General features: G+C 46.4%; 5 protein-coding genes. 2 read left to right on the forward strand and 3 right to left on the reverse strand.

Features of this window, described 5'->3' with window-relative positions:
• Positions 1 to 228: 228 nt before the first annotated feature.
• Positions 229 to 1,098: a hypothetical protein gene (locus H6626_06210; protein USN48682.1), complete on the forward strand. Its 870-nt coding sequence runs from the start codon at positions 229 to 231 to the stop codon at positions 1,096 to 1,098.
• Here the strand turns inward: H6626_06210 and H6626_06215 are convergent.
• The 3 genes from H6626_06215 to H6626_06225 all read right to left on the reverse strand — a co-directional run bounded on the left by H6626_06215 (position 1,095) and on the right by H6626_06225 (position 12,582).
• The gene (locus H6626_06215; GenBank protein USN48683.1) at positions 1,095 to 4,532 is read right to left on the reverse strand and encodes a SpoVR family protein; all 3,438 of its coding nucleotides are present in this window, start codon (positions 4,530 to 4,532) and stop codon (positions 1,095 to 1,097) included. The two genes, H6626_06210 and H6626_06215, sit on opposite strands and share 4 nt — an antisense overlap.
• Positions 4,532 to 10,030, reverse strand: coding sequence for a hypothetical protein (locus tag H6626_06220; GenBank protein USN48684.1), 5,499 nt, complete (start codon positions 10,028 to 10,030; stop codon positions 4,532 to 4,534). Before H6626_06220 ends, H6626_06215 begins: the two co-directional genes overlap by 1 nt.
• Before the next feature lie 65 nt (positions 10,031 to 10,095).
• On the reverse strand, positions 10,096 to 12,582 hold the full coding sequence (locus tag H6626_06225; protein USN48685.1) for a hypothetical protein: 2,487 nt from the start codon (positions 12,580 to 12,582) through the stop codon (positions 10,096 to 10,098).
• A 400-nt stretch (positions 12,583 to 12,982) separates the two neighbouring features.
• Here H6626_06225 and H6626_06230 point away from each other — a divergent pair, with 400 nt between their 5' ends.
• Complete coding sequence (locus tag H6626_06230; protein ID USN48686.1) at positions 12,983 to 13,951, forward strand: CPBP family intramembrane metalloprotease; 969 nt, start codon at positions 12,983 to 12,985, stop codon at positions 13,949 to 13,951.
• The last annotated feature ends 98 nt before the right edge of the window (positions 13,952 to 14,049 follow it).

Below are 14,049 nucleotides of genomic sequence, written 5' to 3' on the forward strand. Positions count from 1 at the left end.
ATAAGAAAATTCTATCTGATTCGGAGCTTGAAGCAACGGCAAAGGGCCAACGACCTGCGACAACCGGGGGCTAGCCCATGGGCTAGCGTCCTGAAATCAAAATGAACAGGTTTTCAGCTTAGGCTGTCACACCACTCTCTCCGAAGTCTCACTATCTTCAAATTGACTGTATTTACACATTGCAGTATCACATGACCCATTCCGCTCAAATCCAAGGAGAAAAAATCTATGTATCGTCGTTTTTTGCCTGTGTTGACCGCTGGGATCGCCTCGTTCACGTTTTTACTTATCTTCGAGTCAACCGCATTGGCCGCCACGCCCTCTGACTCAACGTCTACGCCTTCAATCTCTACGATTTCCTCGGCAAAAAAAACCTCGCCATTTAGCGTGGGATATTTTGGCATTCTTTATGGTCCGACCATTGGCAATTTCTCAGCCTATCAATCTACGCCAGAAGGTGAAAAAACCACTCGTCCCATCCAACTAGAAAACGAGCTTACGCTGGGTTATCGGCTGAGCGGTGGCGGAAAACTCTACGTAAAGCCCATTTTTGTGCTGGCACCGGTAGTGGATGGCAACGGTCAGGGCTTTACCTGGTATGACCCGAAAGTGGGTTATTCGAATAGCCGCTTTTACAATTCAAAGCAGGCCAATTTGTATTTGAGCCTTAACACTTACATACCGGCCACAGACTATTCGAAAAAGAAAACTCTGATCACAGCCCCTGGCAGCCTTTCTATTTTCACTTATAAATTTGGTGAAACGCGCTGGTCTTTTAGGTCTTTGAATTTTATTCGAGCCTATTTTTATGAGAATCCCACAGGCCAAAAAGATTTTAAAGTTTGGCTGTGGCCGGGCATCAATTACAAGATCAACGATGTTGTAACCCTTGAAGCCTTCTATCAAATGAACAAAAGCCACCGCAATGGCACTGACTGGACGAAGACTCAAGATGATAACTCCCGAGTCTCTGCCGGCTTACAATTAAATTTGGGTAAAGCTCTAACCCTGAACCCGCAAATTCATTTTGATGATGCACAAAACCCTAGCACCAAAAATATGGAGCTAGGGATGCTGCTATTTGGATCATTCCTTTAATCTTCATCATCGGGGCCTATTCGCTGACGGAATATTTGGCGAAGGGCTTTGTAAAATGATGGTACCCCTTCGTCGATAATCACCAAATCACCCGTCTCTGACGGGCCTAAGATTCGCTTGTAGGCCGGCAAATTGCCACGCTCAGCGCCTCGGTTGTACACATCGATATTCACCACACCCACATAATCCGCCTGTCGCTCGAGCTTTCGCAGCTCATGCGAGGCCTCTTGTTCATCTGTAGAGTCTCCATCACCCAATATAAAAACATACTGAATAAATTCGTCAGTCGGCACTCTGGCCACTTCTTCGTTGGCCAGTTTCATGCCGGAGGCATCAGCGGTTCCACCGCCCATACCGGCATTGAAAAAGTCCTCTTCTTCTACCACTTCAGCTTCTGTGTCATAGTGAATGTATCGAGACTCAAAAATGACCCCGCGGCGGCGTAGCAGATGCTTGGTTGTATCCACAAACTCCTTAGCCAGCGCCAACGGCTTACCACCCATACTGCCTGAGCGATCCATCACAAAATGAATCATCACTTTAAATGCAGGCTCCATTTCTTCGTCTTTAACGATAGACCAGTGGTCGTCTGGGTCAGTGGTTTCAACACCCATTCGCAAAACCTCTGAAACAAATTTTTGAACATCATCTGGCCCGAGATCTTGATCGAAGTAGTCTGGATTTTCAGCCATAAACTGGGCCATGCCATTTTCAAAATAAGTTTCGATGGTTTGCTCGGTATCTAGTGGCTCATTAAACATCTGTTTCGAGTGTGACCAAAACTCGGTCAACAGCTCATTTTCACCCTCGCCTGTGCGACGAATCACCGGCAGCTCTAAATTGGCCGTAATGATATTGCGCCAAACCTCTTGCGGAATAAATGTCTCTTGATTTCCCCCACTGTGAGGCCCTTGGCCCGGGTTGGATGACGGATCATCTCCTGGATCCGATGAGTCGTCGCCCTCTTCACCCTCACCCTGTCCAGAACCATCATTCTTTGGGCCCTTAACCACTTGTCCTTCGACCACGTCGCCTTGAAAAATCTGCGTGCCATCATCGGTCTCAGCCGGCAAATCGTAATTGAATGCGCCACTCACAGGGGCTGGCCCCAAGCTCATAGTTCGCCTTCTCCGAACACTGTCATCAAAGGCGAGACGAGGGACAATAGGCACAATTTGAAACGCCACGCCCCCTTGTTGGCGATGGATCGGTCTTTTTCCACTCAACGCCAACTCCAGAACTCTTGCCTGTCGTTTTCTAACCAAAGTGTAAAATTTTAAAAGGGCCCGCGAGCCACCCGTGGCCACGCCAAAGGACACACCCAAATGGCCCATTCCTGAATTGGCTAGCTCGGCAGCCAAATCGCCACCTTCTTCAAAAGAGGTTCGGGTACTGGGCAACGAGCTTAAGGTAACATCTTTTTGTGCGACCAACTGACTGTCACCAATGGGGTCCGAATCTGTAAGAAGTTGATCTTCAATGTAGTATTGAACGTAGTTCCGCATGGTGTTTGTCATCAAGGTGTCTTCAATAAATTCAGCTTCTGGAAAATCAGCTCTTGAATCCACGCCAGGCGACCACTGCGTAAACCAACTGGGATCTTCTTTAAAATAAACAATCCTAAAGAGCGCATCTTGAGCTTGTGCAGCTGATATTTGGCCCGACTGCTTGAGCTCCATAATCTGCTTGTAGTCCTTATTTGAAGCCCGCACCATCACTTCAGCACGAACATTCCCATTGGGGGTCACCCGCAGTCGCACCGGCATCACCGGATACATGCCCTCGGTTACAGAGAGAAACGTTCCTGGATTGTTGGGGTCCTCCACACCATTTTGATCCAACTGCTGAAAAACCTGATCGTACCACTCTCGAGGCACAACGGTGTCAAAAGTCACGGGTTTTCGGTGAGCTCGGGCCGCCTCGAAAATCCACATGGGTGTTAAGGCTGGATTCAAAGGAATATCACCATACACATGATGCCGATAATGAAAACTGTCACCGTTGAGTGAGCTGTCCATGGTTAGCACTCGAGGAAATTGCAATGATCGATGGGCATGTTCTCGTACAATTTTTTTTACGATACGTTGATAATTTCTCTCAGTAGCCAATACTTTTATGTAACTGGCATCGCGTTCTGCATCTTTTGGAATTTCATCTTCCGTCGCTGCCCGACCTAGCACCAACTTATTCTTACTCACCCACTCGTGATCTAGGTTTTCAAGAAGAAATGACTCATCGTTGTGGTATTGCATATCGTGATGGGCTTCTTTGACAAACTTTTTCGCCATTTCCTTTAAAGATAGCCCTTGGTTTTCTGGTCTTTCTTGAAACTTTTCAAACTTTCGCATCCAAGCTTGACGACCCATGTAATAGACGTTGGCGAATTGAAACTCATTCTTTCGGGTCTTCGGATCAGCCAGACGAATGTGGTGCGTCCACCAAGTGAGGGTGGCCAGCGACAACGCCTCGTCAGTGGTAATTTTATCTTTTAAAAGAGGGCCTAAAAACTGAGAAAAAGTGGCCCAACCTTCGTTCATGTACTGCGACTGAAAAAATCCAGCACCCATTCGATTATACTCTTCAAAATAGGAGGCCAATTTCTTTTGCCACTCAGGGCTCCCCTCAGGGAGGTTTGCTGAAAAGAACGACAGTCCACTGGCCGTGGGTTTACTGGGGAAGCGACCTTGAGTGACAATATCATGCCCAGATCGACTTCGAATTTGCTTGAGAGAAAGCATCTCATCCAGCCGCACATCATTGCGCATAAATTTAGCGGGCGCATCCCAGCTCCCGTAAACCTTGTCCACCAGTTCGGACATACTAGTCATTCTCTGCAAAAACTCGATAACTTCGGATTCATCGTGATTTGTGATGAGCTCATCGACTAACTCGGCAATTTTCTTACCCGAACCCCACCGATCCACAGCCCGATCTCTGAACCAAACTGAGTTTTCAAAAAAGTCGATGTGGCCCGCCACATGATACATAATGGATTTCTGTTCGCCATGTGGAGTTTCGCCCCGATAAATTGACGTACAATGGGAGCATCCATTTGATTCCACAAACTCCAAGGTGGAATTGCCCGCGCGAGTGGAGCGGTCAATTTGAAACCCAGGCATCCACCAAGGTACCACGTGACCAAACGAAGCCATCAAGTGATTGAGATCCGAATTGTCGGTAAAAATCATTCGATGAGGAGGAAAACTGTATCCCACAGGAAGCAAGGTCTGAATGACCTCATGGGCTGACTGTTTAAGGGGCGCCATTTCTTCATTGCTCAGCCCGCTGGCCACAAACTTCACAGGACCTGAATTTAACAAAACCTCTTCACAGGTTTCTTTTCCCAGATCACTGTCCAGGTCATCACTGTGGGCCAACCCCAAACTTCCCCAGAGGCTCACTACAAAAAGCATCCCTACCATAGATATTTTCATCAATGATCCTCTCCGGTGGTCAACATCAGTCGGCATTTAGAAGAAAAATTCAGCAAATTACTTTTTGCCACACTAGAACTCAACGAACGTCTCAAGTTCGACTCGCCCAGGGTTTGAACAATATGAGCGTGGCTCACCGGCCGAAGCAACGAACCGTTATCTTTGAACAAAAATCGCTGAATGCCCGGGCGACCCTTTAAGGATATGTCATCTGTGACCCGCTCAAGAGACGCGCTCAGAAATCTCAGTGTGTAACTCCAAGGTAACCTGGCAATGGCCTTATCAATCACATAAAAATAAGTTCTGGCCATATCATAAAAGCTGAGCATACCCACATTCCCATGACTACTGTGATACTCCAACACCTCATCAGAGGTAATTTCATCGAGATAATTTTGAAAACCATGCAGCACTTCGTCCGAAAGATCAGCGTACAATCGCCGGTAAATTCCCTCAGGCATGCCATCAAGGTTGTCTACCCATTGCTCAGTTGATAAACCACTTGGAAGATTATCGTAAGTGCCAACTCCAATGATTTTAGCCAAGGCCGGTCGCATTTTTCCAAGCAGGGTTTTGACGGATTTAGTATTTACATGCCCCCGAGAAATTCCCTCTTCCACATATTCTTCTGAAAACGCCCGCCGCTCGATATATCCAGAAGTGCGCCGTCCGAAGATCGCTGGAAAAAACGGCTCCTCAGGAGATAACTTGCCCAATACCTGCTCGAACTCATTTCGCATGAATGGATCAACGATACCAATTTTAGTCGGGTCCAATGCCAATGCATCCAAAGCTACGCGAGGTTTTTGCAAAAAATGATCATACAGTGCCTGTTGATACCACGATACAAACTGTTCTTGCTTAAATTGACTACCCGAAAACTGGGGTGATTTCTCAAGAGCACCAAGCAATGCCTCATGCAATCGAGTACGAAAAGCATCAACGATAGCATCTAGAAAATACAGCTGGGCTTCAGTACTTCTTGCCAGGGGCAATACCAAGCTCTCATCTTCTACAAAGTCGTTTATTCCAGAACCATGTTGCTTTTGATTCTTTTTCCCAGTCCCAAGTGCTGTTTTACCGAGTCCATCACGCGGCAAAACCACATAGGCTCCATTCTCACGACGACGTTGCGATAAAAAGTAGCGCGACACCGCAGCCGGCGCCTTTGTGCCAAATTCGCGGCCATTCATAGTTCCCTGATACTGACGAGCCACTTGATTTACAAAAAGGGGCGATACTAAAAAGTACTCACCGCGCTCAAAGCGACGACTACTCTGCTCGGTGAGCTGATCAATGAATCGAGTTTCTTTAGCCCATGGGGGATGACCTATAGTCTGTACCAGACCAAAACGATCCACCGACGAGTGATCAAAGGAAACACCCTCACCCCCAAGCGTGGCCACTAAAATATCGGCCAACGTGGGATCTGTATCTTTGTTTTTCTGCACTCGCTCAATTTTACTAGAATCATTTATCACGTTCGTAGTAACGCCAATAATTAGATTTCCTGGGGAGAACTCTCTCGTTTTCGGCTCTTTTCCAAGCGTTGAAGTGACTCGATATTTCTCACCAGGCTTTAAACTTTGAAGCGATCTAATAAATTGCAATAGCTTGTGGCGTGTGGCTTCCGGGATCTGCAAAGCATCATCTATGACGATAAAGCCCCTGTATCCATTGGGTAACGTCAAAAAGTGATGTAAATGATCGAGCAGCTTTTTGCCGTCTACAAAGCCGGGCGCGGAACTGTCAGCCAGCTCATTTCCTCTAATGAAAAAGAAATTGGAATCGTTATTAGAAATTGAAATAGAATCCGCACGATAATCGTAGGGTTTTAAGCCTAAAGTTTTTGCTACAGATAAAATCAGGTCTGTTTTTCCGACGCCTTGCTCACCGGCAAAAATAAACGACGACCCCACTGAAAGGCTGGACTCGCCTAAGGATTGCTGCAGAATTAGGTCTCGCAACACACCAACGTCTTTAAAGTTATTGTACCCTGTTTTTTCAAAAACAAGCCTAACAAAATCATCTCGCTTTAAAATGGACAAGTAGTCCCCATCCGGCATGTATTCCGGCTGAAGGCGCACATTGAACTCTCTGGCTAAAAGCTCATGAATCACCGACGCATCAACCACTCGCCGATCCCGCACGCGAGGATCTTCTAACAACGTGTTGCTAAACGACGACAGCACTCGTCCCAGAGTGATCAAGATACTCTTGCTTTCTTTTGCACTCAATTCATTCACTTGCGAAGCTAGGTGATCGACAATGTATGCTCGAGCCTGCTCCGGCGGGAGTTCCTCTCCCTTTCGGTGCAACATCGATGCATCGTAGGAGTAGTTCATTGCCTTTACACTGGGGTCATCTAAAACCATCTCTACCCAATGTTTCTGCAACTCGTAGTCTGGCGTGTCGATATGTACTTCGCGAAAATGGCTCAACAGACCAAAAGAGACCTCTTCCTTGGCCTCTTCATCCACAAGAAGTGATCTTTCCGTTTCTGAAACAATCATTAAAATTGGAAAGGTCTTACGCGACTGATTTTTTATTTTTGGGTATTCAATAAATTCTCCCTCATACCCTAAAAACATCCACGCATGGGGATACTCAGATTGTTTATTCGTTGTAGCATCAAGAATCTCGTCTACTACGTCCAGAGACGAGTCCATGCCATCACCATTTAATACAAAGTCAGATTCACCAATCACTCTGTCATCGTCATCTCTGACTATTCGCTCACCATTCTCGTCTGTCCGATCTGACACTCTAAAGGTTCTCTTACTTGCCTTTCCCCGCAACCGCCCCAGATCAATGACGCGATCACCATCAGCCAACAAAAATGGCTTTTGACTGTTTCCAACTTCCTTGGGAATGGATTTGAGGTATTCGATCAGTTCCTGTTGATTCGTTGGCTTCTTTTCGCCAAAAATAAATAGTTCAAATCCCTTATTTTTCCGACTCCATCCACTTTCGTTTTCAGAGTTCATCCACCGCTGCAGTATGAGATCAAAGATTTGTTCTTTGTACTGATCGGGCACAACCAACATCACATGTTCGGGAGGACCTTCAACCAGTTGATTTATCATCTCAAACTCACGTGAAAACAAAAAACTTTCCCGCTCTTCTGCAGTCGACAATTCTGATACTTTCTCTAAAGTGGGAGAACCAAATAAATGGTTTTTAAACACTTTCCATAGGGCAGAGCGATTGCGTCTAAAGCTATTGGGGCTCACTCCCTTTACAATGTCAAAGTAGCTCTCTAACTTAGCTCCCCGAAAATCAACGGGAGCCAGTTCTCTATCAGACAGCAACGATATCGCCTTAAATTGTTTACTTTCAACATCGTGCTCGGGCGTCAACGAGAAAAAAGGATGGGAAATATCTGAGATATACTGGATTCTGTTTAAGGCTTCTGCTTCATCTAAGCCTACGTTAGACACTATGTACCCGTTACCACTATTCACCAAAATGAGATGAGCCTTATTAAAATCGTCGTCCTTTTTAGGACTCACTGTAATTCGATCTGCAGCAAACTTGTACGGCGCCACGCGGACATAGCCACTATTGTTGGCATCTCGCTTTCCCTGCAACACCGAAAACAACCCCTCGCGAGTTCGCCCCGGAATTATACGCATGTAAATATCATCTAGCTCTTCCCGGAAGACTTGGCCCACCTTCACGGCCACGCTGTCTTGCAGGCGCGATACTACGAGTACTATATCCACTTCATCGCTTTGACCGAAGCTACTGTCCAAAACCAAAAGTGTGGCCGTAGCCGGGTGTTGCCACTCTCCACTGGCGTCATCCGTTGGTAGGGAGCTTTTTATGACCTGCTGGTCCCAAAACATTTTGGTGCCCGATGTGGGACGAATCGGGGTCCCCAACATGGTTTGTCCATTTCTAAAATGCAAACCCGTGGCTCTCGGATATCCTAACTCTTCATTCTTCTCATCAGAGAACTTTTTAAAATCCAAAACTTTGGGAATCAGCTCATCCACCCTCAAAGGCCTCAGATAAGTCAGCTTCAAATCATCCCGTGTGGATTCAAAAACATCTATTTGCGGACCGTATCCATCAAACTTCAACTTATAGGCCGTTGGGTTTGAAATATTCTTATCCGTAAACCCATCAAATAAAATGCGACGAGTGTCCTTATCCATTGACGTTCGCATTTGCAAATCAAGGCCCGAGTAGTGATGATGATCAATTATGTATGAATCGCTAATTTTTGGATTGTCTGAAACATATCCCTCAATTTTAACAATCTGAGTGTGAGCTTGGCCCGTGTCTTTCATGCGACTAGAAATAATCAAAGCCTTTTTATCATCGGAGCCCACAACTAAAAAATTTAGATCTTTTACGGCGGAGAGCTGGGTACCCGGCATCGGCGTCACCAAGGCTGTACCACGACTTCTTTTTTCGATGAGATGAGGTGCGCCATCTATAGACACCAAAACATGTGATTTGGTGTACGACCAAAGATTCAAAGGATTCCCAGATTCGGTTCGATCGAGGCGACCGGGCAGCACATACTCATCTGTTTGGCTCTGACCGGAAAATCTGATTTTCACAAAGGATGCGCCAGTAAAGCTGTACGATTCTCGAATTTGTATATCATTGATGCTAAGAGCTGTGCCCTCCACTTCCTCTGGCATAATCGTCTGACCATGGATGTTCACGTAAATTTTGGGTTCGTTGGGTGAATCTATCCACTCTTCGTTATTTTCCCGCAGTTGACCTCTCCACCTCTTTAACACATCGGGATCGTGCATAGTTGGCTGGGACATGGCCTGCAACACTCGTTCTGACTTTAGTTTGAACTCGCCACCTTGAGCGTAAATCAGTCTCTCAAGTTGTCCCACTTCCCGAAATTTGTAATCTAAAAGTATCGGCGACGATAAAACAGACAACTCACCTTTGCCATTAGCAGAAGCCAGGAGAGCCACGGTCATTCCCTCTCCCACAGGGCTGTCCTCGGGCAATCGAATGGACACAACAACCAGTTCGCCAAAGCCAGATTCAAGAGACACAAACCGATTGTAAATTCGAATATGACTAGCACTACGAATTTGCGGCACATGCACTGGCGTTTTTGTTACGGGGTCAATGACTTGAGCGTCACCCTGCCCTAGTCGAACATAGGAGTTCTTATCGTCTTCGTGGCTTAGTATATTGATAAGTTCAAGCCGACCCTCGCGAACGATCAATGACTCAAATTGATCTGTACGCCGAGCCACTTCAGCAAGGCGCCACAGCGGCCCCCGCCGTGGATCTACGAGCACATGGCCTGATAGGATTTTCTTCCACACCATGCTTTCACTGTCGAGTGACCTAACATGAACACCCAAATCTCGCTGCGTGGTCTTTACGGAATCTTCATATACCACAAGGTACGGTACACCCTGTTCTAAATGGATCTGGTGTTCCGTGTTGGCATGCCCCAAAGATGCCACAAGCATGACTATGAGACTAAAAATCAGTTTAAATTTGAAAAACACTTCTTATCGCCTCGCTCGTTTCCCCCCGAACAAATGCAATAGATACATTCCCCATTTCCGATGAGCTACTTTTGCTCCTCGGGTTTTTCTAAAGTGGTCGAAATAGCAATACGTCCAGCAGCCATGTCAATGGCCACTCTCGCGCCGGCCTCACTGTAACCTTTCGCCCGCATTCCCTGCAGATAGGTACTCAAGTGCCCCTGCACTTGAGTACTTTGGTTATCATTGTTGTGAACTGAGTCCGCCAACTGCCGAATAATCACTCCAACAGAGCTATTAAAAACTTGGCTCAACAACATATGCTTAATCGCTTTTACCAACCCCGGATGTCTTGCAGTAGGATCTTCTAATGCTGAATCTACGTTGCTGTAACGTAGCACTGTGTTTATGGCCCTCTCGTCAAGACCTGCACTGCTGTTGGCCTGCTTGTAAGACTTCTTAAGATCTTCGACAAATTGCCGTTCATCGTCTAATCGAATGGTGTACCCCGTGTTGAGGTCTTCATACTCTTCGGCGCCATCTTGAACAGATAGTGCTTCAAGAATTTTCCACGCTCGCACATAGAGCGGTCCCACTTGATCGTCTGGAGTTAACGATTGAATAACATCGTCTTGCACCATGCGTACGAAAACCTCATCGTATAGCGCCTTAGCCTGAGTGGCCCAGTGCTGGCGGGTCTCCAAAGAGGCATTTGTGTTTAGCTCTTTTCTTCTCATCATCTCATAAAAAGACTCCAGCGCATCCACCAAAGTCATTTCGCGAGACTCGCGACGGCGGGCTTTGGCCAAAACTTGGTCAAACCATTTCTTCACATCACGCTGATCCAAACCAAAATCACCGTCATTGGTGTGCTCAGACAGGGCTTTGAGCGCTTTATCGGCCCCGGGCCCCAATCCTAAATCTTCTCCCAATTTGAAGCGAATTCTTTGCACTTCGTCTGTATAAACCGGACTTGTTACTATGCCTTGTGAAGAATATTTCCGCGCCTCTTCAGCATTGAAGTTCATCCGCGTGACTGAGGCCACAGCTCCCATAAACAGCATCACATAGGGACTTTGGTGGACTTCATACTCGCCATCACCAAACCATACCTCGTAGCGACCGTCAGTGCCCTTGGGCTTCATGCCTCTTTTGATTCGCGGAAACAGTTCTGTTCGAGGTAAGACCACTCGTTCCGCCTGAGCATCTGCCAAGGAGCGTACAGAATAATTTCCGTGTCCGGCCATTTCAAAAATGGTGGCTGCTACGGCATGGGGATCGGTCAACCAAGGCATACGAATACGTTCGATTCGAGACAACAAAGCCCGACTTTTTGGCGACTTTTCCAAATGATCAAGATTCTCTAAATTTGACGCTCCCATAATAAACATATTCAGAGGCGTGGTTGGCAACATTCCAAAGCGCAACACACGATCCTGGGCAACCCCCAACGACGAGTTCAAAACATCTGCTGGATAGCGGAGCATCTCATCCCAAAAAATAACAAATCCGTGGCCATGCGGGATAATCCCGGGCACCCATATAGATGGGTTTTCAGACCCTAACGTGGCCATTCTTTGCGGCTCCACGCCTCCAAAAATTTCTCTAGAACGAATGTCTTTTGGTGGTGAGTCCAGCTGTGGCATGGATTTGTCTTCGCCCACAATGACCCGTCGCAGACGAGTGTGGTGATCCAGAATGGCCAAAACTTCCCGCTCTGTTAAATCTCGCTTTAACTTACGCCGGTAATGTTGAAGCACCATTTTTCTGATTCCACCATTGGACCAGGCTGGCTCTAACAAAGGATCCGGATCTCCTACATTGAATTCTCGAAGTTCTTGGTCGGCAAGATGCAGCACCCGCTTTTGCACTTCGGCGGGCAACAATGTCAGTGGTGAGTCATTCACGGCCGCAGGAATGGTGTCTTGAATAAGTGTTTTGAATCCTAAAATAGGTTCGCCATCGATCATGTCACGGCGAAGATTTCGCCAGTCATAGGACCAATACTGAAACTTTGGATCATTCTTCGAAGCATACCGAAATGCTGAACGAAAAATATTGAGAAACAGACTCTTACCTGTGGCCGCTGGCCCAATAAACACGGGAATACTTCGACTGTTTGCAAATATGGAGTTTTCAAGAGTCATCACTAATTTTTCAATGGACTCTTCTTGTTGCACAATAGCGCTATAACCATTCAACTCGCTGGGCGTGCTGAAAATATGATACAACGTCACTGGATGGGGAATGTGCCGCAATTGCACACCGGACTCCACGCGTCCTTTACGCACTAATGCTAACAATCTTTGCTCGGCGCTCAAACCTAACAAAGGGGCGTTAACAAGCAGATTCTCTTCTTTGCTTGAAGTCACCAGTCGAGAAAACGGAACCTCTTGTATTTCTGCATTAAATGCCTGATCAGGAGTGTCTTTAGCCAACGCCTGCTGACACCAGTTTGGCAAAATTAAACCCGGGCCCACCGTTGATTTTTCGTCGCCACCGTCATTGGCAAAAACAGAAGATCCCAACAGCAGCAGAACAACAACCCCTACAAACGCTCTCAACAAATACATGAACCCCACCATGTGTTAGTAATGACTTGAGATTAATTTTGAAGAAATTGAAGTCGATTAAATAAATACAGAGAAACCAAATCCCAGGATTCACACCGCAAATCAAAAAACTGTTTCAAAGTTTTACTTTAACTGAATTTCCCCTCTTTAAACCCAACCCGTTGTGTATTGATAGAGGAAGCTTTTAATAAAACCGTCTACTTGACGCAACCAAAAATAAATAAATGTCACAACACACTTTTCACTATATAGATGAATAAATTTCAATTACCTAAAATACTTTCAACAATCACTGGCAAACGCGAGCCCAGATTGAGCACTCGTGGTAAATGCGTCGCAAACCAGATGAAGCATTATGATCGTGCCGCGTCAAACTAGTTCGTTTTTTAGGAGCTCCATTTTGAAAATTAAATTTCGCCAGGCGCCCCTCACACTATTTGTTTTCAGTTTTTTGTTCGCAACAGTGAGTTGGGCCCAGTCGAGTGAGTTAGACGACTCCGTATTCTTTAAGACCTCTTATGACCAGAGCATACACCGAAAACGAAATGCCTTTTGGCCGGCCATGGGTAGCTTTTTTGCTCCCGGGATCAATCAGTGGATCGAGGGGCAACACAAATCAGCGGCGCTTTACTCAGGGGGCGCCCTGTTGGCTACGGCCTTGCAGATTTCGGCCTTGAGTGAGGTCGCCGACAGCACTGAGACTTTGATCAATCCTCAAGATTTTGCAGAAGCCGGAGATCCCATCAAGAAAATCGTTGTTGGCGATGCCATTTATAAAACCATGGGTGGTCTTAGCGCCCTTCACGCTTTTAAAACCTCGGTGCATTGGCACAAAGACCATACTGATCGTTTTTCATTTATCGACCCTCATCGCGAAAAAATGAAGGATGTGATTCTAGCTCCCTTTGCCTTTTCAAATTTAAAAAGAATGACCACATTGATTCCTCTTGCCACCATCGGCCTACTGGCGGCCACCACCAGTTTTGAAGCAGGCAATAGGGGCATAAATATCGGTGACTCACTGTTTATTGGGTCAGTTTCTTACGGTGCGGGCGTAGGAGAAGAAGCCTTGTTTCGCGGATTCCTGCTTCCCTACATGTATGATTCTTGGAATAACTTTTTCTGGAGCAATACTGCACAGAGTTTAGTCTTTGCCGCCCTTCACATTAATGCGGAGTTGACTGTTCCGGTTTGGCAATTTGCGTTGGGATATTATTTTGGATGGATCACCCACCAAAACCATTGGTCCATAGAAGAAAGCGTGTTTATACACACCTGGTGGGACGTGATTGCGTTTACCGCTACTTTTGCCGCGGCCAAAACCCGCGGCACGTCTATTTATTTTCCAATAGTACAGTCGACGTTTTAGATTTTTGCGTCACAACTTTTTCTGCTCGGCACTTGCTCTTCAGGGGCAGAGGTTATGCAAACCAAATTAAAAATCGCTTTTTGATTCTTTGGGCCGTG

Source organism: Pseudobdellovibrionaceae bacterium, assembly GCA_023898385.1.
Taxonomy (GTDB): domain Bacteria; phylum Bdellovibrionota; class Bdellovibrionia; order Bdellovibrionales; family UBA1609.